This is a genomic window from Ensifer soli (assembly GCF_041928815.1).
In the GTDB taxonomy this organism is placed as follows: Bacteria; Pseudomonadota; Alphaproteobacteria; order Rhizobiales; family Rhizobiaceae; genus JBHFEI01.
On the sequence record NZ_JBHFEI010000006.1, the window covers coordinates 51,346 to 73,056 of the forward strand.

General features: G+C 65.0%; 20 protein-coding genes, 1 other RNA gene and 1 riboswitch. Of the genes, 15 read left to right on the top strand and 6 right to left on the bottom strand.

What is annotated here, in order from left to right; all coding sequences use genetic code 11:
* Window positions 1–88: 88 nt before the first annotated feature.
* The 7 genes from ACEVQ6_RS10625 to ACEVQ6_RS10655 all read left to right on the top strand — a co-directional run bounded on the left by ACEVQ6_RS10625 (window position 89) and on the right by ACEVQ6_RS10655 (window position 7,130).
* Window positions 89–1,534, top strand: a complete 1,446-nt coding sequence (locus tag ACEVQ6_RS10625) for a cryptochrome/photolyase family protein (RefSeq protein ID WP_374888954.1) — start codon at window positions 89–91, stop codon at window positions 1,532–1,534.
* A complete protein-coding gene (locus tag ACEVQ6_RS10630) occupies window positions 1,531–2,871 on the top strand; it encodes an NAD(P)/FAD-dependent oxidoreductase (protein ID WP_374888955.1) in 1,341 nt (446 codons plus the stop codon). The genes ACEVQ6_RS10625 and ACEVQ6_RS10630 overlap by 4 nt, the downstream gene beginning before the upstream one ends.
* Window positions 2,868–3,764, top strand: coding sequence for a DUF1365 domain-containing protein (locus tag ACEVQ6_RS10635; RefSeq protein WP_374888956.1), 897 nt, complete (start codon window positions 2,868–2,870; stop codon window positions 3,762–3,764). The genes ACEVQ6_RS10630 and ACEVQ6_RS10635 overlap by 4 nt, the downstream gene beginning before the upstream one ends.
* A gap of 49 nt (window positions 3,765–3,813) precedes the next feature.
* On the top strand, window positions 3,814–5,067 hold the full coding sequence (locus ACEVQ6_RS10640; protein WP_374888957.1) for a class I SAM-dependent methyltransferase: 1,254 nt from the start codon (window positions 3,814–3,816) through the stop codon (window positions 5,065–5,067).
* Window positions 5,060–6,388, top strand: a complete 1,329-nt coding sequence (locus tag ACEVQ6_RS10645; RefSeq protein ID WP_374888958.1) for an MFS transporter — start codon at window positions 5,060–5,062, stop codon at window positions 6,386–6,388. Before ACEVQ6_RS10640 ends, ACEVQ6_RS10645 begins: the two co-directional genes overlap by 8 nt.
* Before the next feature lie 63 nt (window positions 6,389–6,451).
* Window positions 6,452–6,817, top strand: coding sequence for an SMR family transporter (locus ACEVQ6_RS10650; protein WP_374888959.1), 366 nt, complete (start codon window positions 6,452–6,454; stop codon window positions 6,815–6,817).
* Window positions 6,804–7,130: an SMR family transporter gene (locus ACEVQ6_RS10655; RefSeq protein WP_374888960.1), complete on the top strand. Its 327-nt coding sequence runs from the start codon at window positions 6,804–6,806 to the stop codon at window positions 7,128–7,130. Before ACEVQ6_RS10650 ends, ACEVQ6_RS10655 begins: the two co-directional genes overlap by 14 nt.
* 148 nt (window positions 7,131–7,278) lie before the next feature.
* Here the strand turns inward: ACEVQ6_RS10655 and ACEVQ6_RS10660 are convergent, their stop codons facing one another.
* Window positions 7,279–8,085, bottom strand: a complete 807-nt coding sequence (locus tag ACEVQ6_RS10660; protein ID WP_374888961.1) for an SDR family NAD(P)-dependent oxidoreductase — start codon at window positions 8,083–8,085, stop codon at window positions 7,279–7,281.
* Between the two features lie 7 nt (window positions 8,086–8,092).
* Entirely contained in the window at window positions 8,093–8,713 is a 621-nt protein-coding gene (locus ACEVQ6_RS10665; RefSeq protein ID WP_374889193.1) for a ChrR family anti-sigma-E factor, read from the bottom strand.
* A gap of 300 nt (window positions 8,714–9,013) precedes the next feature.
* Between ACEVQ6_RS10665 and ACEVQ6_RS10670 the strand changes: the two genes are divergently transcribed.
* The 4 genes from ACEVQ6_RS10670 (at window position 9,014) to ACEVQ6_RS10685 (ending at window position 12,319) form a co-directional block, all read left to right on the top strand.
* The gene (locus ACEVQ6_RS10670) at window positions 9,014–10,054 is read left to right on the top strand and encodes a cysteine synthase A (protein WP_374888962.1); all 1,041 of its coding nucleotides are present in this window, start codon (window positions 9,014–9,016) and stop codon (window positions 10,052–10,054) included.
* 7 nt (window positions 10,055–10,061) lie between these two features.
* On the top strand, window positions 10,062–10,805 hold the full coding sequence (locus ACEVQ6_RS10675) for an alanyl-tRNA editing protein (protein WP_374888963.1): 744 nt from the start codon (window positions 10,062–10,064) through the stop codon (window positions 10,803–10,805).
* A 78-nt stretch (window positions 10,806–10,883) separates the two neighbouring features.
* Window positions 10,884–11,744 carry a 3-mercaptopyruvate sulfurtransferase gene (gene sseA, locus ACEVQ6_RS10680; protein ID WP_374888964.1) on the top strand — a complete coding sequence of 287 codons (861 nt, stop codon included), beginning with the start codon at window positions 10,884–10,886 and terminating at the stop codon, window positions 11,742–11,744.
* A gap of 20 nt (window positions 11,745–11,764) precedes the next feature.
* A complete protein-coding gene (locus ACEVQ6_RS10685; RefSeq protein WP_374888965.1) occupies window positions 11,765–12,319 on the top strand; it encodes a GNAT family N-acetyltransferase in 555 nt (184 codons plus the stop codon).
* An 87-nt stretch (window positions 12,320–12,406) separates the two neighbouring features.
* Here the strand turns inward: ACEVQ6_RS10685 and ACEVQ6_RS10690 are convergent, their stop codons facing one another.
* The 4 genes from ACEVQ6_RS10690 to gpt form a co-directional block, all read right to left on the bottom strand.
* Window positions 12,407–12,721, bottom strand: coding sequence for an HlyU family transcriptional regulator (locus ACEVQ6_RS10690; RefSeq protein ID WP_374888966.1), 315 nt, complete (start codon window positions 12,719–12,721; stop codon window positions 12,407–12,409).
* A gap of 196 nt (window positions 12,722–12,917) precedes the next feature.
* Window positions 12,918–13,409, bottom strand: a complete 492-nt coding sequence (locus ACEVQ6_RS10695) for a hypothetical protein (RefSeq protein ID WP_374888967.1) — start codon at window positions 13,407–13,409, stop codon at window positions 12,918–12,920.
* Window positions 13,410–14,121: 712 nt separating this feature from the next.
* Window positions 14,122–14,709 (bottom strand): PDC sensor domain-containing protein, encoded by a 588-nt coding sequence (locus ACEVQ6_RS10700; RefSeq protein WP_374888968.1) that lies wholly within the window; start codon window positions 14,707–14,709, stop codon window positions 14,122–14,124.
* 40 nt (window positions 14,710–14,749) lie between these two features.
* Window positions 14,750–15,247 carry a xanthine phosphoribosyltransferase gene (gene gpt / locus ACEVQ6_RS10705; protein WP_374888969.1) on the bottom strand — a complete coding sequence of 166 codons (498 nt, stop codon included), beginning with the start codon at window positions 15,245–15,247 and terminating at the stop codon, window positions 14,750–14,752.
* Between the two features lie 179 nt (window positions 15,248–15,426).
* A riboswitch (cobalamin riboswitch) is annotated at window positions 15,427–15,612 on the top strand.
* Window positions 15,613–15,678: 66 nt separating this feature from the next.
* Here gpt and ACEVQ6_RS10710 point away from each other — a divergent pair.
* The 4 genes from ACEVQ6_RS10710 (at window position 15,679) to ACEVQ6_RS10725 (ending at window position 21,687) form a co-directional block, all read left to right on the top strand.
* Window positions 15,679–16,359 carry an energy-coupling factor ABC transporter permease gene (locus ACEVQ6_RS10710; RefSeq protein ID WP_374888970.1) on the top strand — a complete coding sequence of 227 codons (681 nt, stop codon included), beginning with the start codon at window positions 15,679–15,681 and terminating at the stop codon, window positions 16,357–16,359.
* 133 nt (window positions 16,360–16,492) lie between these two features.
* Window positions 16,493–16,650: non-coding RNA, 6S RNA (gene ssrS / locus ACEVQ6_RS10715), on the top strand.
* Window positions 16,651–16,996: 346 nt separating this feature from the next.
* Window positions 16,997–17,401 carry a hypothetical protein gene (locus ACEVQ6_RS10720; protein ID WP_374888971.1) on the top strand — a complete coding sequence of 135 codons (405 nt, stop codon included), beginning with the start codon at window positions 16,997–16,999 and terminating at the stop codon, window positions 17,399–17,401.
* Between the two features lie 473 nt (window positions 17,402–17,874).
* Window positions 17,875–21,687, top strand: a complete 3,813-nt coding sequence (locus ACEVQ6_RS10725; protein ID WP_374888972.1) for a vitamin B12-dependent ribonucleotide reductase — start codon at window positions 17,875–17,877, stop codon at window positions 21,685–21,687.
* Window positions 21,688–21,711 lie beyond the last annotated feature (24 nt).

Genomic DNA, 21,711 nt, shown 5'->3' on the forward strand with positions numbered 1-21,711 from the left:
ATTTTTAGGAGGCTGGACGACGAAACTCTGATCCGCCGTTACCGTATATGCGTAGACGGCACGACAGAAACGCCGACGGTCAGGACGCATGAGATCAAGCACTTCCCCCGCCATCCTCTGGTTTCGCAAGGACCTCAGGCTTTGCGACAACGCCGCCCTGAGCCAGGCCTCGGCGGAAGGAAGGCCTGTCGTCGCGGTCTATATCCGCGAGCCGGCGGAGACCGGCAACGGTCCCCTCGGCGCGGCGCAGGCGTGGTGGCTGCATCATTCCCTGACGGCCCTTGCCGGGGCGCTGTCGAACAGAGGCAATGCGCTGATCCTGAGGTCGGGACCGGCGGCGAAGGTGATTGCGGAACTGATCCGTGAAACCGGGGCGACAGAGGTCTGCTGGAACCGCCGCTACGATCCGCACGGGATCGCCGTCGACGGGCCGCTGAAGCAGGCACTGTCGCGCGACGGCGTCACGGTCAGCAGCTTCTGCGGGCAGCTCCTCCACGAACCCTCGGTGCTCAAGACCGGATCGGGTGGCCCCTACAAGGTCTACTCGCCCTTCTGGCGCGCGCTTGCCGCCGGCGAGGAGCCGCCGACGCCTTTCGATCCGCCCCGGCGCATCGCGGCGCCCGAGTCGCTGCCGCCCTCCGAGACGCTTTCCGACTGGACGCTGCTGCCGAAAAAGCCGGACTGGGCGAAGGGTTTTTCGGATCTCTGGTGCCCCGGCGAGACGGGCGCGCTCGCGAGGCTCGCCGCCTTCGTCGACGACGGGCTCGACGGTTATGCGACCCGGCGCGATCTTCCGGGGGCGGACGGCACATCGATGCTGTCGCCGCATCTCGCCCTGGGTGAAATATCCCCTGCCCGGCTGTGGCACGCCGTATCGGCGCGTTCAGACGTCGCCGAGAATGACAGGCTCGTCTTTCGCAAGGAAGTCGTCTGGCGGGACTTTTCCTACCACCTGCTGTTCCACAATCCCGACATGGCCCGGCGGAACCTCGATGACCGCTTCGATGCATTTCCGTGGATTTCGGACGGCGCGAAACTGAAGCGCTGGCAAATGGGCCGGACCGGATACCCGATCGTCGACGCCGGCATGCGCCAGCTCTGGACGACCGGCTATATGCACAATCGTGTGCGCATGATCGCGGCCTCCTTCCTGATCAAGGATCTGATGATTGACTGGCGGCAGGGCGAGGCCTGGTTTCGCGACACCCTCGTCGACGCCGACCCCGCCTCGAATGCGGCCAGCTGGCAGTGGGTCGCCGGCTGCGGCGCCGACGCAGCGCCGTTTTTCCGCGTCTTCAACCCGATCCTTCAGGGCGAGAAATTCGATCCGGACGGCAGCTATGTGAAGACCCATGTCCCGGAACTGGCGAAGCTTCCGCCAAAATACCTGCACCGTCCTTTCGAGGCACCGAAACCGGTGCTGGAGGCGGCGGGCATCGTGCTCGGGGATACCTATCCGAGGCCCGTGGTCGATCATTTCGAGGCGCGTGACCGCGCGCTCGCCGCCTATCAAGCCGTCAAGGATGCCGCATGAACGCTCCCGTTCTACTTCGTCCCGCCACCTTCGCCCCGCGCCGGCTCAGGATCGCGGTGATCGGCTCGGGCATATCCGGCAGTGCCGCCGCCTGGGCGCTGGATCCTGTCCATGACGTTACTTTGTTCGAGAAGGATGCGCGTCCGGGCGGCCATACCGCGACCGTCGACGTCGATTATGACGGCTGCCGCATCGCCGTCGATACCGGGTTCATCGTCTATAACGAGACCAACTATCCGAACCTGACCGCGCTCTTTGCCGAACTCGGCATCGCCACCCATGCCAGCAATATGAGCTTCTCGCTGTCGCTCGACGGTGGCGTGATGGAGTGGAGCGGCGATACGCTGTCGACCATCTTCGCGCAGAAGCGCAACCTGCTGCGCCCGTCCTTCCTGTGGATGCTGCGCGAGATCCTGCGCTTCAACCGGCTCTGCCTTTCCGACCGGGATGCCGGGCTGCTGGGCAGCCTGTCGATCGGCGACTACCTGCTGATGCGCCGGTTTTCGCCCGGCTTCACGCAGAACTACCTGATCCCTATGGCGGCAGCGATCTGGTCGATGAGCGTCAGCCGGATGATGGAGTTTCCGGCCGAACACTTCGTCAATTTCTTCGACAATCACCGGCTCGTCCATCGCACGCCCCATCCCTGGCGGACCGTGACGGGCGGCGCGCGCACCTATCTCGACCGGCTGCTGCGGCCGCTCGGGCGGAAGGTCCGGCTCGGCTGCCCGGTCAGGGCGGTGCGGCGCGATCCGCTCGGCGTGATCCTCAGCCTGCCGGACGGCACGGAAGAACGCTTCGACAAGGTCGTCTTCGCCGCCCACAGCGACCAGACGCTCGCCATGCTTTCGGATGCGACGCCGGCTGAACGGCAGGCGCTTTCGACCGTGCCCTACCAGCCGAACCGCGTGATCCTCCATCGCGATCCGGGCCTGATGCCGAAGCGGCGCAAGGTCTGGGCCTCCTGGAACTATCTCCGCTCCAGCCGCGACGACGGCGAGCAGAACGTCGCGGTCACCTACTGGATGAACCGGCTTCAGGGCATCGATCCCGCCTTCCCGCTCTTCGTCACGCTCAACCCGGAGCGCGAGCCGCGCGACGACCGCGTCTTTGCCGAATTCCGCTACGATCATCCGCAGTTCGACGGCGGCTCGATGGCATCGCGCGGCCTGCTGGCGTCGCTCCAGGGCGTAAACCACGCCTATTTCGCCGGTGCCTGGACCGGCTATGGCTTCCACGAGGACGGGCTGACCTCGGGGCTCGCGGCGGCCGAGGCTCTCGGCGGCGTCATTCCCTGGCGCAGCCGCCTTCCCGTCTTCGCCGAGGCGGCCGAATGACGAAAACCGCGCCCGGAGCGGACATGGCGCGAAACGGCGCGCCTCCCGGCGCGGCGGCAGTCCTTTTCGATGGCATCGTGATGCACCAGCGGATGAAACCGGTCGGCCACCGCTTCCGCTACACCGTCTTTTCCCTGATGGTCGATATCGACCGCCTGGATGAAGCCGACCGCGCAAGCCGGCTTTTTTCGGTCAACCGCAACAATCTCATCGCTTTCTTCGAGACCGATCACACGCAGGGTCGGGCGCCCACCCTTCGCGCCCATGCGGACGCGCTGCTCGCCGAGGCCGGCATCGTCGATCCGGCGGCCCGTATCCTGCTCGTCTGCTATCCGCGGATTGCCGGATGGGTGTTCAATCCCCTCGCCGTATACCATGCCTATGACGCCCAAGGTTTGCTTCTGGCGATGATCTACGAGGTGCGCAACACTTTCGGGGAGCGCCACACCTATGTCTGTCCGGTCGTTCGCGGCGAATTGCGGCCATCGGGACTGCGCCAGACCTGCGCCAAGATCTTCCACGTGTCGCCCTTCATCGACATGGAGATGACCTACCATTTTCGCATGCTGCCGCCCGGCCGCGAGATCCGCTGGCGCATCCTCGAGACCGACCGCGAGGGACCGCTTCTCGCCGCCGCCTTTTCGGCGGTCGCGCGCCCTCTTTCGACCGGCACCATCCTGCGCCTCGTCGCGCGCATCCCGCACCTGACGTTGAAGATCGTCGCCGGCATCCACTGGGAGGCGTTGAAGATCTGGGTAAAGGGTGTTGCCTATCGGCCGCGTCCTGAACAAGGCCCGCCGACAAGCGTCTGGCGCGGGGGAAGAAGAGGCGAAATTCCGTGCGGGAACGAATCCTTGCGGGGCGATTTGAATATTGGCGAAGCCGCGGAATGACGTTATCGTTCCGTTGCGTGAGGCAATGATTGCTTGAGGGTGGAGCCTGATGAGTACAGCGGATCCGTGTCACTTCGATTTCAACAACGCCGAACCGCTTTCGGTCGAGAATATCGGCCGGGCGATTGCGGGACTGCCGGCGCGGATGCAGCTCATCATGAAAGGCCTCGTGCACATGCAGGCCGGCAAGCTGGCGATGACGCTGCCGGATGGCCGGACGCTGCTGATCGAGGGGCGCCAGCCGGGCCCCTGCGCCGCCGTGCGCCTGCACAACTGGAACCTTCCCCACCGCGCCCTGACGGGCGGCACCATCGCCGTTGCCGAAAGCTACATGGACGGCGACTGGGACAGCCCCGATGTCGGCGCCTTCCTCGAACTCTTCCTTGTCAACACGGAGATCGGCGAGAAATTCCCGAACGGCGCGCGCGGCATCCTGAGGCTGCTCGAGAAATTCCGCCACTGGATGAACGCCAATACCCGCACGGGATCGAAGCGGAACATCTCCGCCCATTACGATCTCGGCAATGCCTTCTACCGGGAGTGGCTCGACGAGACCATGACCTATTCGTCGGCGCTCTACGCGAACGGCGCGAACGACCTCGCCTCCGCCCAGACGGCGAAGTATCGGGCGCTCGCCGAGGCCGCAGGGATCGGACCGAAGGACCATGTGCTGGAGATTGGCTGCGGCTGGGGCGGCTTCGCCGAATTCGCCGCGGGCGAGATCGGCTGCAAGGTTACGGGGCTGACGATCAGCCGAGAACAGTTCGATTTCGCCACCGCGCGGATGAAGAAGGCGGGGCTCGGCGACCGGGTCGAGATCAAGTTCCAGGACTATCGCGACGAACGGGCGACCTACGACCGGATCATCTCGATCGAGATGTTCGAGGCGGTCGGCGAGAAATACTGGCCGACCTATTTCTCCAAGCTGCGCGAATGCCTGAAGCCCGGCGGACGCGCAGGCCTCCAGGTGATCACCATCAAGCCAGAGGCCTATCGCGAATACCGCTCGAATCCGGATTTCATCCAGAAATACGTCTTTCCCGGCGGCATGCTGCCGACCCGCGACCATCTGGCCGATCACGGCCGCGCCGCCGGGCTGCGGCTGACGCGGGATTTCGGCTTCGGTCTCGACTATGCCCGCACGCTGGCGGAATGGCGCGAGCGCTTCTGGGCGGTGTGGGACCGGATCCAGCCGCTCGGCTTCGACATCCGCTTCAAGCGTCTTTGGGAGTTTTACTTCTTCTATTGCGAAGCGGGCTTCCGCGCTCGCAACATCGACGTGCGCCAGGTCGTCTATGAATGACGGGAGAGCGGCCGGGAAGGCCACCGGCCGCATCCCGCTTCTTGCCTATGCCCTTCCGGCCGCGCCGCTCGCGGCCTTGGGGCTGCCCCTCTACGCGCTTGTTCCGACCTATTACACCGAGACGATCGGCCTCCCGATCGCGGCCGTCGGCTGGGTCCTGCTGGCGATCCGCCTGTTCGACGCGCTGACGGATCCGGCCACCGGCTATGTCGCCGACCGCATCGCACCGTCCTTCGGCCGGCGTCGGAGCCTTTTCGCGCTCTCGCTTCCGCTCTGCGCCCTTTCCGCCCTGATGCTCTACTGGCCGCCCGCCGATGCCGGGCTCGGCTATCTGGGCGGATGGGGGCTCGTTCTGTCGCTCGCCTTCACGCTTGCGACCGTGCCCTATTCGGCCTGGGGCGCCGAACTCCTTGCCGATTACCATGGTCGCACCGGCGTCACGGCGACGCGAGAGGCGCTGACGCTGCTCGGCACGCTGGTCGCGATCGCCCTCCCCTTCGCCATCGGTTTCGAGCAGCCCGGCTTCTCCGGACTGGCGATGCTGGGCCTGCTTATCGCGGTGCTGCTGCCGGTTTTCGGCCTGGTCGCGCTCTGGCGGGTACCCGAGCCCGCAAATGCCACGCGGGCGCCGCTGCCGCTCGGCGCCGCGCTTCGCGCGCTCGCCGCCAACCGGCCGTTCCTGCGCCTGATCGCCGCGTTCCTGCTGAACGGGCTGGCCAACGGCATCCCGGCGACGATGTTTCTCTATTTCGTTTCCGCGCGGCTTGCCCTTCCGGACTGGCGTGGGCCCCTCCTCTTTCTCTATTTCCTCTGCGGCGTCGCCGGCGTGCCGCTCGCGGTCTTCGTCGCTCGCCGTCTCGGCAAGCACCGCGCCTGGGCGCTGGCGATGATCGGCGCCTGCCTCGTCTTCGCGCTTTCGCCGCTGCTGGCACCCGGCAGCCTTGGCGGCTTCGCCGCGATCTGCGCCGTCACCGGCGTGTGTCTCGGCTTCGACCTCGCGCTCCCCGCCTCGATACAGGCCGACGTCATCGATGCGGACACGGCGGACTCCGGCGAACAGCGCAGCGGCTTCTATTTCGCCGCCTGGGGCCTTGCGACGAAGCTCGCCCTGGCGCTTTCCGCGGGGCTCGTCTTTCCCGTGCTGTCGGCAGCCGGTTTCGATCCCGCTCCTTCGGCGCAAAACGACGCGACGGCCCTTTTCTGGCTCGCCCTGCTCTACGCCTGGGTGCCGATCGCGCTGAAGGCGATGGCGATTGCGCTCATGTGGAATTTTCCTCTCGACGAGCGCGTCCAGGCGGCGCTGCGCGCCCGCATCGGCTGATCTTTACCGCGAAGAACGAAATCCCTATGAGGGAGCGTGCGCTCTCATCAAGGACGATCCCGCATGCCGAATGCCTGGGCCTATCTCGCGCTCGCCGTTGCGACAGAGGTCGCCGGGCTGACGGCGATGAAACTGTCGACGGAAAGCGGCGGCTATGCCGGCCATCTCGTCATGTATGCGGCGATCGCGCTCTCCTATGTCTTCCTGGCCCGCGCGGTGAAGACGATGTCTGTCGGCGTCGCCTATGCGATCTGGGAGGGGTCGGGGATCGCGCTCATCACGCTCGTCTCCGTGCTCGTCTTCGGCCATGTGCTGACACTGCGGGAAATGATCGGCCTTGCCATGGCCGTGGCCGGCATCCTTTGCGTCAATGCCGGCGAAATCCATGACGATGGCGCGGAAGCGGAGGCGGGCGATGGCCGGAACTGATGCCTATTTCGTCCTGGCGGTCGTCGCAGGCGTTCTCGATGTCGCCGCCAATCTCGCCTCCAGCAAATCGGACGGCTTCGCCCGTAAGGGCTGGGGCCTCGCCTCGATCGTGCTGGTGCTGGCCGCCTTCGCCTGTCTCTCGGCGGCCGTGCGCGGCATGGAACTGGCGATCGCCTATGCCGTGCTCGGCGCGACCGGAATCTTCGGCACGGCCCTCTCCGCCCGCCTTCTGTTCGGGCAGAAGTTGAGGCCGATCGGATGGTTCGGCCTCGCCCTGGTCTTCGGCGCCGTCCTCGTGCTTCATTCGGCCTGACGGTGTCCAGGATCCGGAGCGTGCCAAGCGAAGGGAGAGGCTTGCCCTGACGCGTGTCGCGATCCTTCAGATTCGCTCCTACGCTTTAAATCTATGTCTTTACGCGTGTCTTTTCGCAAAACCGCTGCACATTTTTGCGAGACAGGCTTTAGCTTCGGGCGTCCCGCGCCGGCCGCCGGTTCCAGCCGGTGGCGCGGGCGACGAGCGGGAAGTAAAGCCCGTAGGGCAGGAACCGCAGCAGCTTCAGCACGAAGGTGAAGCGGCGGGGAAAGGTGATCTCGAAGCCCGGTGCGGCCAGTCCCGCGACGATGCGGCGGGCCGCATCGGCCGGTGAGACCAGCGCCGGCATGGCGAAGCTGTTCTTCTCCGTGGCGGGCGTGTCGACGAAGCCCGGATTGACCACCTGCAGGCGGATGCCCATCCGGTCGAAATCGAACTTCAGGCTTTCGGCCATGTTGATGAGGGCGGCCTTCGTCGCGCCATAGGCGGCACTCGTCGGCAGGCCGCCATAGCCCGTGACCGAGGACACGATGGCGATCTGCCCCTTCCCGCGGGCTTTCATATGCGCCACCGCCGGTACAAGGCAATTGACCACCCCGCCGAGATTCACCGAAAACGTCGTCTCGAACGCGGTCCGATCAAGCGCCTCTCCGTCGACGGGAAGGTAGACACCGGCATTGAGCACGGCGAGCGCCAGAGAACCGTGCTCGTATTCGATCGCCGAGATCACCCGTTCCATGTCGCGCGCGTCGGTCACGTCGCCGTCGAGAACGATGATGCGCCCTGGCCCGGTCGCCTCCTGCTGAAGGGAGACGAGACGGTCGTGGCCGCGGGCCGTGACCACGACCGTGAAGCCCTCGGCCGCAAGCCGCAAAGCCAGCGCGCGGCCGATTCCGGAACTTGCCCCGGTCACCCATGCGACGCCGTGCTCCGGGCGGGCCGTGAAGCGTGTCATCGGCATGTCATCCGATCAGGTCGCCGAAGAGCTGGCGCAGCGAGCCCGTCAGGCGCAACGGCGCATCGACCACGGCGAAGGCGATGCAGGGTCGTTCGTCCTCCGCCACCGGCCGATGGTCGACCGCATCGTCGGCGACGGAAATGTCGCCGCGACCGTAGCGGCCGATGCCGTCGTTGAAGGCACCATCAAGGACGAGCGTCAGTTCGCACCCCCCATGAGTATGCTTCGGCACGGCGCGCCCGGCCCGGATCCAGATGAGGTTGACCTCGCAGCCATCCAAGGTGCCGACCTCGAATTCCTTGAAGCCCGGGATCTTGGTCTTCCACGGAACGGTGTCGAGGTCCATGCCAATGAAGGAACGGATTGCGTCCGGCAGCACGCCCGTTGCCACGGAAGCGGCGGCAGGAAGGCGAATCACGGGATCAGCCACCGCGGATGCTTTGAAGATCGCGTCGAGTTTCGCATCCCGCGCATGAAGTGCGGCCGGAGGCGTGTCCTCGAGCAACGCGCCGGCGAAGGTCTCGAGCCGCTCCACCAGGGGATGATGGGCGGCGCGGATCTGGAGATGCGCCTCCACCAGCACGCGGGCGGGCTCCGGCAGGAGGCCTGCGGCATAATACGCCATCAAAGCGTCGACGGTGTTCAGGTTGTCCCGCAATCCTCTAGTCCTCAGCCAAACGTGCACTACTTCTTCGGGGTCACGATGACTATACGCCACGTCCGCGAGGGCGGATCAATTTCTTTCCCGGATCTCCGGCTTTTTCCGCAAGACGGATATTTTTTGCCGGGCGGCGGCGGCGGGCGAAACCAAATCGCTTGTGTTTGCGACGATCAGGGCACAAAACGCACGGGTGTCGCGATCGAAGGCGCCCGCCGACGCTGCGATGCTCCGCTCGTGTCTTGTCCTTCGCATAAGGTGCCCGCCATGTCCGTCCATTCTTCCGTCATCGACGCGATCGGCAACACGCCGCTCATCCGCCTCAAGCGTGCGTCGGAGGCGACCGGCTGCACCATCCTCGGCAAGGCGGAATTCCTGAACCCCGGCCAGTCGGTCAAGGATCGCGCCGCGCTGTTCATGATCCGGGCAGCCGAGCGGGAGGGCCTCCTGAAGCCCGGCGGCGTCATCGTCGAGGGCACGGCGGGCAATACCGGCATCGGGCTGGCGCTGGTCGCGAGCGCGCTCGGCTACCGCACCGTCATCGTCATTCCGGAAACGCAGAGCCAGGAAAAGAAGGACGCCCTGAAGCTGCTCGGCGCCGAGCTTGTGGAAGTGCCGGCGGTTCCCTACCGCAACCCGAACAACTATGTGAAGCTCTCCGGCCGCCTTGCCGCCGAACTGGCTAAGACCGAGCCGAACGGCGCGATCTGGGCGAACCAGTTCGACAACACCGCCAACCGCGAGGCCCATGTCGAGACCACCGCGCCGGAGATCTGGCGCGACACCGGAGGCAAGGTCGACGGCTTCGTCTGCGCCGTCGGCTCGGGGGGAACGCTCGCGGGCGTCGCCGCCGGGCTGCGCGCGAAAAACCCGGACGTGAAGATCGCCATCGCCGATCCGGACGGCGCGGCGCTCTACAGCTACTACACGACGGGCGAATTCGCCTCGTCGGGCAATTCGATCACCGAAGGCATCGGCCAGGGTCGCGTCACCGCCAATCTCGAGGGGTTTACCCCGGACTTCGCCTACAATGTCCCCGACAGCGAGGCGCTGCCGATCGTCTTCGGTCTCGTCGCCGACGAAGGCCTCTGCGTCGGCGGCTCCTCCGGCATCAACGTGGCGGGCGCCATCCGCCTGGCACGCGATCTCGGTCCCGGACATACGATCGTGACGATCCTCTGCGACTATGGTAATCGCTACCAGTCGAAACTGTTCAACCCCGACTTCCTCGCCTCGAAGGGACTTCCCGTTCCGGCATGGCTGACGGCGAAGAGCAGGATCGTGCCGCCCTACGAATCCGCTGGATAAGCATGCCATGACCAAAGGCCCGACTGCCGCCCTCTTCCGCGACGACTTCTACCTGTCCACCGCGGAGGCCGGTGTCACGGCCCTCCACGACGACGGCACGATCGAACTCGACCAGACCTGCTTCTATGCGACCTCGGGCGGCCAGCCCGGCGACAGCGGCTTTTTCGAACGGGCCGACGGCAGCCGCATCGCGATCGCGACCACGCGGCACGGCGACAGCAAGGACGTCATCCTGCATGTGCCGGAGCCCGGCGCGCCGCCGCTTCTCCTCGGCGAACGGCTTGTGATCCATGTCGATTGGCCGCGCCGCTACCGCCTGATGCGGATGCACACGGCCTGCCACCTCCTCTCCGTCGTCTGTCCCTACCCGATCACGGGCGCGGCGGTCGGCGAGGAGGAGAGCCGCGTCGATTTCGACATGGGCGAGACGATCGACCGGCAGGCGGTGACGGCGGCGCTGATGGAGCTCGTCCACGCCAATCATCCCGTCTTCCTCACCTGGATCAGCGACGCGGATCTGGTCGCCCATCCCGACATCGTTAAGTCGAAGAACGTCCGTCCCCCGCTCGGCCTCGGACGCGTCAGCCTCGTCTGCATCGGCGAGAATTCCGCCATCGACAGCCAGCCCTGCGGCGGGACCCACGTCTCGGAGACGCAGGAAGTCGGCGCGATCCATATCGCGAAGATCGAGAAGAAGGGCAAGGAGAACCGGCGCTTCCGCATCCGCTTCGGAGCGCCGGACGGCGACTGACGGATCCGGCGTCTCGACATCGGGCCGCAACCCTCTGTTTTCACGATCGTCCCCCTACCCTTCCTTTAGGAGAGCCACTTGACCTCTACGGACACCGACAGCCGTTTCATCGTCTCGGCCGACTGGCTCGATAAGCGCCTCGGCGACGGCGCCCTGCGCATCGTCGACGCGTCCTGGTATCTGCCGGCCCAAGGGCGGGACGCCCGGGCGGAATTCGCCGCCGCCCACATCCCCGGCGCCGTCTTCTTCGACCAGGACAGGGTCGTGGATCCGGACAGCGCCCTGCCCCACACGATCCCGCCCGCCGCGCTTTTCGCCGCGGAAGCCGGGCGCCTCGGCCTCAGCGCCGACGTTCCGATCGTCGTCTATGACGGCCCGGGCTATTTCTCGGCACCCCGCGCCTGGTGGCTGTTCCGCACCATGGGTGCACGCCAGGTCTATGTCCTCGACGGCGGCTTCGACGGCTGGCGCGCCGAGGGACGTCCGGTGACGGATGCGGTTCCGGCGCCTGGTCCGGCCGTGTTCGAGGCCTCCTTCGACCACGGCGCCGTTGTCCGTTTCGAGGCGATGCGCGCCATCGTCGACGGCGGAACGCGCCAGATCGCCGATGCGCGCGGTCCCGGCCGCTTCACCGGCGCAGAGGCCGAACCACGCGCGGGCGTTCGCTCCGGCCACATGCCCGGCGCGCGCAACCTGCCCTACGCCGCCTTCTCGGAGAAGGGCCGTTTCAAGGACGCGGCACAGCTGCGCGCGGTGTTCGCCGAGGCCGGCATCGATCTCGAAAAGCCCATTGTCACCTCCTGCGGTTCGGGCGTCACCGCTGCCGTGATCACGCTGGCGCTGCAATCGCTCGGCCATACGGAAAACGGGCTCTATGACGGTTCCTGGTCGGAATGGGGTGGCCGCAGCGACACGCCCGTCGCGACGGGAACGGCATGAGCCGGGCCGTGACCAATCGCATGAGCGAGACCCCGATCGCCGTTCGCGTCACCGCGCTGGAGATGACGGCGCCGCCGAAGCAGACCCTGCCCCGGCCGGTCAACATCCAGACCGCAGTGCTGCGCGTGCCCGAGATCACACCCGCCTACTACCGCTTCCTCTACATGCAGGTCGGCCGCCGCTGGCACTGGACGGAACGGTTGCGGCTCGACGATGATGCGCTGGCGGCGCTGCTCCTCGACAAGAGGAACGACGTTACGGTGCTTTACGTCAACGGCGCGCCGGCGGGCTTCTTCGAGCTTCGCCAGGAGGACGACGGGGTGGTGGAGCTCAGCCATTTCGGCCTGATGGCCCATGCGCTGGGCCATGGCCTCGGCAAGTGGTTCCTGCTGCAGGCGCTGCTGGCCGGCTGGTCGCTGTCGCCGTCGAAAATGACGGTCACGACCAACACGCTCGACCATCCGCGCGCGCTGCAGCTTTACCAGCGATTCGGCTTTTCGCCCGTCTCGACGCGGGATGCCGAGATCGTGCCGCTCACCGATCAGGAATGGTTCGAGCTGGCACGGCGGTTGTGAGCCGCGTCGCGGTCCACGCCCGTCGTGGACCGTTTGCCTGAGCGCAGGGCTGATTCGAACGAGGCCGGGCGGCCAGCCTTCCGTCTCTCAGACCTGCCGCGTCGCGACATCGTCGGCAAAGAGCGCAGGACCACTCTGGTCGACGATCTGCCGGCCCTTGCGCAGTGCCGCGTCGGTCGCTTCCGTCTCGGACTGGAACACGTCGGCGCGGATGTAGTGGCGGGCGCGGACCGTGCCGCCGACATCCTTCTCGATGCTCCCGGCGAGGCGATACTGCCCGCCCTCGCGCATCGGCGTGGCGCGGATCACCACGTCGTTATAGGGTTCCGTTTTGCCGGACGCGGCTGCTTGCGCGCCGTCACCGCCTCCGAAGCCGAAAAGTTTCGCAAAGAATGAAGCCATGCCTTTCCTCTATCATGGCGCCGCGTGCTGTCAAAGCCTTGCGCCGCATGGACAGCCTTCCCTTCGCCGCGCCGGTAGGCTAACAACGCTTCGCCGGACGACTCGTGCCGGCGATGCGGACGTGGCGAAATCGGTAGACGCAGCAGACTTTGACTGAATTGGAGTGCCCGCGGGGAAATCCGCGGTGCAGAACCGCTCAAAGTCGGGGAACGCTAAAGGGGAGACCCAAGGCCGATCCCGAGCCAAGCCCCTTGAAGGGGAAGGTGTAGAGACTGGACGGGCGGCGCCTAAAGCCTCTTTTGGCCATGGCGAAGGGACAGTCCAGACCACGAACGCCGAACGGCGGCGGCGAAAGCCGAAGTGGTACGAAAATCTGCCTCTCTGAGAGAGTACGGGTTCGAGTCCCGTCGTCCGCACCATTTCCATTTTTAAGGTCTGTTTGACCCGTTAACGCCTTGAATGGCATGGCGATTTTCGGTGTTCTAGGACTCTGTTTCCGGCAGTATTCGATGCGGTCTGCGAAGGCCAGTCTGAGCACCTTGCTGCGTAGTGCGATATTGCCGGTTTTCCAGAGTTTCCAAGGGTTTGCGAGGAAGGTCAGGGCCGGTTCTAGCTGGTCCTCGAATTTCCCTTTCGGCTCGGCCTGATGGCCAAGCTTTTCGGCAAGCACGATCTTGCTGCGCTCCAATTCCGAGATTTTGGCCTCGTAGCTGCGGATGACGGTCGGGTTGGACGCGTCGAGGATTCGCGACAGCAGCGTCTCGATCTGCTTCTCGATGGCCGCGGCCTTGCGGCGGCAAACACGGCGCGCGTCACGGCGAACAAGATCTGCGTCGGCTGCAACCGTCAGACAAGGTCGCCGATATCGTGCTCCGGACGGTCTCGCGGGATCGATTTACGATAGCGGTTGCGGGTTTTGGTCCGGCAAGGATGATGAGCAAAACGCCTTCTGCGTCCCGTGCTCCACGGCGAGGGCAGCGGCACGCCGCAATCGGCGCAGGCGGACATGCCAAGCAGCGCAAAGTCGTCGACAATGTCGTTTCGGTGAAGCGCCTTTCCGCCTTCATCCGGGGAAAATAGAATTGGACGCCCAGTTCCTTGACGGCTTCATCGAGATCACGGTCCGCCTTAGCCGCGAATGTCTCCTTCAAGGCGCTTCACTCCCCGGTACTGGTCATCTTCAACCCGTCCAACAGTGGCTGTGACTGATGCGAGAAGGCAGGGCGGACGTTGACCTTGCTGTCATTCGGGTAAGGGTGCCAACCGCCTTGGCATTCCTCCGGTGCCAGTGAATTCTTTTGCGTCGGCGGCATCGTCTCGCGTGCCACAGGCTTCCCGTGCATCGGGTTCATCGTCTCGGGGTGCGGACCGGAACGATAGCGGACTTTACACCCCGTCGCTCAGAAGGCTTCGAGATTGATGCCGACGGTGATGGCGCCGATCGGCTGGCCGGTTTCGGGATCGGTGATGGTCAGGCTCGCCTGGACCTGATTGGCATTGGTCGAATCGTCGCGCTGCGGCTCGTCGATGAACACCGCGCCGGCGCCGACGAGATAGGTCTTCTGCCATTTCGGCTCGTCGCCCTGCCAGTAGTCGGAAGTCGGCTCGCTGACGCCGGCATTCAGCCCGCGCGCATCCATGACAATGATCTCGGTGATGAAGCCGTTCGCGTCCGCCTGCCGCTCTGCGAGAAACTGCGAGAGCGGATTGTTGCGGATGGAATCGATCAGCGGCTTCGGCCGGCCGGTGAATTCCAGCCGCCAGCGCGCATCGAGTTCATCGATGTCCGGAAAGGTCAGGTAGGAATTGCGCAGGTTGAGCGTCTTCAGCGTCGAGACGATCAGCGGATCCTCGATCCAGGGACGCACATGCGTCTCGATATAGGCGCCGACCGGAGCGACATGCGCGTCGTTGGCGCAGGCGGGAAGCGCGCTCGTGCCGGCCAGCATCAGGGGAAGCAGAAGACCCTTGAGCAGATGTCCCGGCATCCATCCCACCCCGATTGCGTGTCGGCCCCGTCCTTTCGTGTCAGCCGCGCGTGCCCTTGGCGATCGGTTCCTGATAGGTGAAGCCCATGTCCCAGGGGAAATAGATCCAGGTGTCCTGGCTGACCTCCGTCACGAAGGTATCGACGAGCGGCCGGCCCTTCGGCTTTGCGTAGACCGCGGCGAAATGGGCCTTCGGCAGGAGTTCGCGCACCTTGGCGGCGGTCTTGCCCGTGTCGGTCAGGTCGTCGATGATCAGCACGCCGACGCCGCCGTCCCGGGTGAGGTCCTCGGAAATGCCCTTCAGCACGAAGAGGTCGCCTTGCGAGACATAGTCGTGGTAGGAGGCGATACAGACCGTCTCGATCAGCCGGATGTTGAGCTCGCGGCAGATGATGGCCGCCGGCACCAAGCCGCCGCGGGTGATGCAGACCATCGCCTTCCATTCCTGGCCGTTGTCGGCCAGCCGCCAGGCAAGCGCGCGGGCATCGCGGTGGAACTGGTCCCAGGACACGGGGAAGGCTTTTTCGGGAAGAGACATGCGACCGGCTCCGGCAAGGCATCGACGACACGGGGATGAGCGCCGGTGTACAATGGTTTTCATGCGGCGACCAGTGCCCCCGCCGTTCGCCGAAGGGCGTGTCTCGTCGCCGGAGGCATCGGTCGAGGGATGTCGCCGGGTGATATTGCCGAGGCGCGCCGGGCGCGCTAGGCTCGTCCCGATGGTTCCGGGCTCCAGAAGCCGAGTCCGGATGAAAAGGGAACATGGTGCGGACGACCCTCAACGGGGCCAAGACCATGGCTGCCCCCGCAACTGTGAGCGGTGAACGACGTCCAATGGCCACTGGCAATAAAGCCGGGAAGGCGGACCGAGTGACGAACCGCGAGCCAGGAGACCTGCCATCGCGCACCGGCGGCAACGCCTTTTCTGGATCCGACCGCGCGGTGGGCGCGGACTTGGGAGTTGAAATCATGCATATCGAACCGGGCGTCGTCGACGGCGCCAAAATCGTCCTGAGCTATGCCACGGCCGCGGCCGCCTTGGGGCTGACCGCCAAGATGGCCTATGACGGCGTGCGCGACAATGGCGGCACAGGCGCGCTTCTCCTGCGCAGCGCTGTTGCGAGCGCGCTCGTCTTCTGCTTCTTCGAGGTGTTCCCGCACCATCCCGTCGGCGTTTCCGAGGTGCATCTCATCCTCGGCTCGACGCTTCTCCTGATGTTCGGCGCCGGGGCGGCGGCGATCGGTCTTGCCGCCGGCCTGCTGCTGCAGGGCCTGTTCTTCGCGCCCTTCGACCTGCCGCAATACGGCATGAACGTCACCACGCTCCTCGTGCCGCTCTGGGGCATCAGCCTCCTGGCGAAGCGGATCATCCCGGCGGGAACGGCCTATGTCGACATCGGCTATCGCCAGGCGCTGGCGCTGTCGACGGCCTATCAGGGCGGAATCGTCGCCTGGGTGGCGTTCTGGGCGCTCTATGGCCACGGCCTCGCCGCCGACAATCTCGCCTCCATCGGCTCGTTCGGCCTTGCCTATATGAGCGTGATCCTGCTGGAGCCGCTGGTCGACCTCGCCGTGCTCGCCGCCGCCAAGACGTTCGGCCGCGCGAGCCGCGGGCCGCTCTTCACCGCCCGCCTGCACCAGCCGGCCTGACCGGCAGGTGAACGCCGGGACCGGTCCTGTCGCGTTGGCCGGTCCTGTCGCCTTTTCCGGTCCGGGCGAGAATATTGCGCGTCAGGCCGTGCCATCCTCTGGCGGGCCCGGCGCTTTCCTCCTATATTATTCTCGCGGTCTGCGCTTCCCGACAGGAACCACAATCCCTGGGGCCATACTCGATCCAACGGGAGCTGTCCCTGACCAGGCCCGTGGGCCTGGACATATGGCGCCCACCTACGTTTGTAGGCACCCAGGATCGTAACTCTCCATCGGTTGCGTGGATCGCACTCCCGACATGCCGGGCGGCCGGAGTTTGGCGCACGGAGGCTGGTGTTTCCTCAAGCCTCTGTGGCGTCGCCGGATCTGTCGTTCCCGTACAGACGATTTCCTGCTGGTGCCGTCGACGTGAGCAACTGGCGCGGAGCGTCATTTCTAATCCAGGCGATGATTGCCGGAACGGAAGCAAGCACCTCCGGGCATTTTTTGGTGAGATGGTCGTAGTTCGTCGCAATCCGTCGTCCGTTCTTTCATGTGCGGAACACGCGTTTCATCTTCGTCGTCAGACCACCGCGTGAACGGCCGATGGCCTGACAGGACTCCCCCTTCTGGACTGTTTCCATGCAGGCGGACACCGATGATCGTGCCGTCGACAAGCGCGCAATTCGAGGTCTTGATCGCCCGACAGGCCATGGAGAATCCGCTCGAACAGGCTCTTTTTCGCTCGAGGGCGGAACACCGAGTTCCAGAGACCGAATTCATCCGGACGATCGCGCCAGTGGGCCCCGACACGCAGCTTCCACATCATGGCCTCGAAAAGCAGGCGATCGTCAAAAAGCCATACGGCGGGGATCGCCGCCCCGGTGGGGCAGGAGCCGGCTCAGCCGCTTCCTTTGTTGCTCGTCCAACACGAAAGACGCAAGGCGCCTCCTCTGCAAAAGGACGAGGACACCTCGGATCCGGCGTCTGGCCCGATCTTGCTTCGATCAACGGGCGATCGGTGACGCTCCATCCTGGAGTTTTCATCCACAAGAACGTGTAAAGTTTTCCCTCCCTCGACAGCGTTTTCACGGGCTCCCGCGGCCAACCGATTGAATCTGCTTGCGTCGTGTCTTCCCCGTTTTCCACAGGCCAGACCACAATATCTGGTAGGAGAAGTCGGAGGCGGAAACCATGGCTTGACCGACTCGGGCGACGGCGCGTTAATGACGCCGTAACCGTGAGAGAACGAGGCGTGCGGCCCCGGCAGCGCGCCGTCTTGCGGGCAGAGCGCGGTTGTCGTGAAGCGGCGTCCCTTCGCAAAGATGTTGAAAAATGATGGGAACGAAATCTTCACTCTCGCGTTCCATCGGCAATGACACTATATATAGTGATCTCTGCCGACATTAACACAAGATAAAGGGTCATGATGGCCCGATCCCCCGCGCGTCAGGCAGCCATTCCTCCCGGTTGCCCGGAAGCGACATGTGCCGCGCTCTCCTGCGCGCTTGACCACGAAGACGAAGGACTGAGCCGATGCATATCGAACGTCGTTTCACCAAGGCGGGACAGCCGGCCTATGCGGAGATCGAATTCCGCAAGGCGACCAGCGAGATCCGCAATCCGGACGGCTCGATCGTCTTCCGTCTGGAAAACATCGACGTCCCGGCCCAGTTCAGCCAGGTCGCGGCCGATATCCTGGCGCAGAAGTATTTCCGCAAGGCCGGCGTTCCGGCGCGTCTGAAGCGTGTCGAGGAGAACGACGTTCCCGCCTTCCTCTGGCGCTCGGTGCCGGACGAGAAGGCGCTGAAAGAGCTTCCCGAGAACGAGCGCACCGGTTCGGAGACCGATGCCCGCCAAGTCTTCGACCGGCTTGCCGGCACCTGGACCTACTGGGGCTGGAAGGGCAAGTATTTCGCCTCGGAAGAGGACGCGGCCGCCTTCCGCGACGAGATCGCCTATATGCTCGCCACCCAGCGCGTCGCGCCGAACAGCCCGCAATGGTTCAACACTGGCCTGCACTGGGCCTATGGCATCGACGGTCCCGGCCAGGGACATTTTTATGTCGATCCCTTCACGGGCAAGCTGGTGAAGTCGAAGTCGGCCTATGAGCATCCGCAGCCGCATGCCTGCTTCATCCAGTCGGTCCAGGACGATCTCGTCAACGAGGGCGGCATCATGGACCTCTGGGTGCGCGAGGCGCGCCTGTTCAAATACGGCTCTGGCACCGGCTCCAACTTTTCCCATGTGCGCGGCGAAGGCGAGAAGCTTTCGGGCGGCGGCCGTTCGTCCGGCCTGATGAGCTTCCTGAAGATCGGCGACCGGGCCGCCGGCGCGATCAAGTCCGGCGGCACGACACGCCGCGCGGCGAAGATGGTCGTCGTCGACATGGACCATCCCGACATCGAGGCCTATATCGGCTGGAAGGTGAAGGAAGAGCAGAAGGTGGCAAGCCTCGTCACCGGCTCGAAGATCGTTTCCCAGCACCTGAAGGCGATCATGAAGGCCTGCGTCAACTGCGCGGCCGACGGCGACAAATGCTATGATCCGGCGGAAAACCCGGCGCTGAAGCGCGAGATCCGCGCTGCGAAAAAAGCGATGGTGCCGGAAAACTACGTCAAGCGCGTCATCCAGTTCGCCAAGCAGGGCTATACCGACCTCGACTTCAAGACCTATGACACCGACTGGGATTCGGAAGCCTACCTGACGGTCTCCGGCCAGAACTCCAACAACTCCGTCTCGATCAAGGACGATTTTCTGCGCGCGGTCGAAAGCGACGCGGACTGGAACCTGACCGCCCGCAAGGACGGCCGCACCGTCAAGACGCTGAAGGCCCGCGACCTCTGGGAGCAGATTTCCTATGCCGCCTGGGCCTCGGCCGATCCGGGGGTGCATTTCAACACGACGATGAACGACTGGCACACCTCGCCGGCCGCCGGTCCGATCCGAGCCTCCAACCCGTGCTCGGAATACATGTTCCTCGACGACACGGCCTGCAACCTCGCCTCGCTGAACCTGCTGCAGTTCAAGGATCCGGCGACGAAGAACATCGACATCGCCGATTACGAGCATGCCGTCCGGCTCTGGACGCTGGTGCTCGAGATCTCGGTGATGATGGCACAGTTCCCGTCGCGCGAGATCGCCGAACTCTCCTACGAGTATCGCACCCTTGGCCTCGGCTATGCCAATATCGGCGGCCTGCTGATGTCGTCGGGTATCCCTTACGATTCGAAGGAAGGCCGCGCCATCGCCGGCGCGCTGACCGCGATCATGACCGGTGTGGCCTATGCGACCTCGGCCGAGATCGCCCAGAAGCTCGGCCCCTTCCCCGGCTTCAAGCCGAACCGGGAAAGCATGCTGCGCGTCATGCGCAACCATCGCCGCGCCGCGTTCGGGGAGACGTCGGGCTATGAAGGCCTGTCGGTCAACCCGGTCGCGCTGATCCATGGCGACTGCCCGGACCAGGCCCTGATCGCCCATGCCAAGGAGGCCTGGGACAAGGCGGTCTCGCTCGGCGAATGGCACGGCTACCGCAATGCGCAGGTCTCCGTCATCGCGCCGACCGGCACGATCGGCCTCGTCATGGATTGCGACACGACCGGCATCGAGCCCGATTTCGCGCTGGTGAAGTTCAAGAAGCTCGCCGGCGGCGGCTATTTCAAGATCATCAACCGCGCCGTGCCGGAGGCCTTGCGGACGCTCGGCTATTCGGAGAGCCAGATCGCCGAGATCGAGGCCTATGCCGTCGGCCACGGCAACATCAACCAGGCGCCCGGCATCAATCCGGGCTCACTCAGGGCAAAGGGCTTCTCCGACGAGAAGGTCGCCGCGATCAACGCCGCCGCCAAGGCCGCCTTCGATATCAAGTTCGTCTTCAACCAGTGGACGCTCGGCGCCGACTTCCTCAAGGGAACGCTGAAGGTCACCGACGAGCAGCTCGCGGACATCGGCTTCAACCTGCTCGCCCATATCGGCTTCTCGAAGAAGGACATCGAGGCGGCGAACATCCATGTCTGCGGCGCGATGACGCTGGAGGGCGCGCCGTTCCTGAAGAACGAGCATCTGCCGGTCTTCGACTGCGCCAACCCGTGCGGCAAGATCGGCAAGCGCTATCTTTCGGTCGAAAGCCACATCCGCATGATGGCCGCCGCCCAGCCCTTCATCTCGGGCGCGATCTCCAAGACGATCAACATGCCGAACGAGGCGACCGTCGAGGATTGCAAGAACGCCTACATGCTGTCGTGGAAGCTCGGCCTCAAGGCGAATGCGCTCTATCGCGACGGCTCGAAACTGTCGCAGCCGCTGAACGCCTCGCTGATCGAGGACGACGAGGACGAGGATGCGCTGGAGGAACTGATTCAGGCTCCGGCCGCCGCGCAAGCCGTCACCGTCACCGAGAAGATCATCGAGCGGGTGATCGAGCGGGTCGTGCGCGATCGGGAAAAGCTGCCGAACCGCCGCCAGGGCTATACCCAAAAGGCGATCGTCGGCGGCCATAAGGTCTACCTGCGCACCGGCGAGTTCGGCGATGGCCGCCTCGGCGAGATCTTCATCGACATGCACAAGGAAGGCGCCGCCTTCCGGGCGATGATGAACAATTTCGCCATCGCCATCTCGCTCGGCCTGCAATATGGCGTGCCGCTCGAGGAATATGTCGAGGCCTTCACCTTCACCAAGTTCGAGCCGGCCGGGATGGTGCAGGGCAACGACGCGATCAAGAACGCCACCTCGATCCTCGACTATGTGTTCCGGGAACTCGCCGTCTCCTATCTCGGCCGCAACGATCTCGCCCATGTCGACACCTCCGATTTCGGCAATACGGCGCTCGGCAAGGGCATCCAGGAAGGCAAGACCAACCTCATCTCGACGGGCTGGACGCGTGGCCACAAGCCGACGCTGGTCGCCGGCGGCCCGCTGCCGGCCTCGGAGGCCAAGGGGGCCGCGACCGCTGCGCCTGCCAAGGCGTCCGGCGGCTCGAACGTCACGGCCTTTGCCGGCAACGCGGCGCGCAAGCTGGAACCGGCGGTGGCGATCTCCACGTCCGAGGTCGTCTCCTTCAAGCGCGACTACGAGGAGCGGGCAAAGGAACTCACCGAGGAGATCGCCGAGGACGCCGAAGCGGCAAGCGAGGAAAGCCCTTCGGTCACCGCCCTCTTCAGCGACAAGGCGCAGGCCGACGCGGCCGCCGCCAAGGCGGATGCCAAGAAGGTGGAGAACGAGCGCCGCATGCGCTCGATTGCTCAGGGTTACACCGGCAACATGTGCTCCGAATGCCAGAACTTCACGATGGTCCGCAACGGCACCTGCGAGAAGTGCGACACCTGCGGAAGCACGAGCGGCTGCTCCTGAGCGGCAATTTTGAAACAACCTCGT

Bases quoted from the DNA above. Each gene is read 5' to 3' on its own strand.
- ACEVQ6_RS10685 (WP_374888965.1), top strand. From the start codon at position 11,765: ATGAGCGAGACCCCGATCGCCGTTCGCGTCACCGCGCTGGAGATGACG.
- ACEVQ6_RS10670 (WP_374888962.1), top strand. From the start codon at position 9,014: ATGTCCGTCCATTCTTCCGTCATCGACGCGATCGGCAACACGCCGCTC.
- ACEVQ6_RS10625 (WP_374888954.1), top strand. From the start codon at position 89: ATGAGATCAAGCACTTCCCCCGCCATCCTCTGGTTTCGCAAGGACCTC.
- ACEVQ6_RS10650 (WP_374888959.1), top strand. From the start codon at position 6,452: ATGCCGAATGCCTGGGCCTATCTCGCGCTCGCCGTTGCGACAGAGGTC.
- ACEVQ6_RS10720 (WP_374888971.1), top strand. From the start codon at position 16,997: ATGATCGTGCCGTCGACAAGCGCGCAATTCGAGGTCTTGATCGCCCGA.
- ACEVQ6_RS10645 (WP_374888958.1), top strand. From the start codon at position 5,060: ATGAATGACGGGAGAGCGGCCGGGAAGGCCACCGGCCGCATCCCGCTT.
- ACEVQ6_RS10665 (WP_374889193.1), bottom strand. From the start codon at position 8,713: ATGGCGTATTATGCCGCAGGCCTCCTGCCGGAGCCCGCCCGCGTGCTG.
- ACEVQ6_RS10725 (WP_374888972.1), top strand. From the start codon at position 17,875: ATGCATATCGAACGTCGTTTCACCAAGGCGGGACAGCCGGCCTATGCG.
- ACEVQ6_RS10630 (WP_374888955.1), top strand. From the start codon at position 1,531: ATGAACGCTCCCGTTCTACTTCGTCCCGCCACCTTCGCCCCGCGCCGG.
- ACEVQ6_RS10675 (WP_374888963.1), top strand. From the start codon at position 10,062: ATGACCAAAGGCCCGACTGCCGCCCTCTTCCGCGACGACTTCTACCTG.
- ACEVQ6_RS10690 (WP_374888966.1), bottom strand. From the start codon at position 12,721: ATGGCTTCATTCTTTGCGAAACTTTTCGGCTTCGGAGGCGGTGACGGC.
- ACEVQ6_RS10635 (WP_374888956.1), top strand. From the start codon at position 2,868: ATGACGAAAACCGCGCCCGGAGCGGACATGGCGCGAAACGGCGCGCCT.
- ACEVQ6_RS10700 (WP_374888968.1), bottom strand. From the start codon at position 14,709: ATGCCGGGACATCTGCTCAAGGGTCTTCTGCTTCCCCTGATGCTGGCC.
- ACEVQ6_RS10660 (WP_374888961.1), bottom strand. From the start codon at position 8,085: ATGACACGCTTCACGGCCCGCCCGGAGCACGGCGTCGCATGGGTGACC.
- gpt (WP_374888969.1), bottom strand. From the start codon at position 15,247: ATGTCTCTTCCCGAAAAAGCCTTCCCCGTGTCCTGGGACCAGTTCCAC.
- ACEVQ6_RS10640 (WP_374888957.1), top strand. From the start codon at position 3,814: ATGAGTACAGCGGATCCGTGTCACTTCGATTTCAACAACGCCGAACCG.
- ACEVQ6_RS10655 (WP_374888960.1), top strand. From the start codon at position 6,804: ATGGCCGGAACTGATGCCTATTTCGTCCTGGCGGTCGTCGCAGGCGTT.
- ACEVQ6_RS10710 (WP_374888970.1), top strand. From the start codon at position 15,679: ATGCATATCGAACCGGGCGTCGTCGACGGCGCCAAAATCGTCCTGAGC.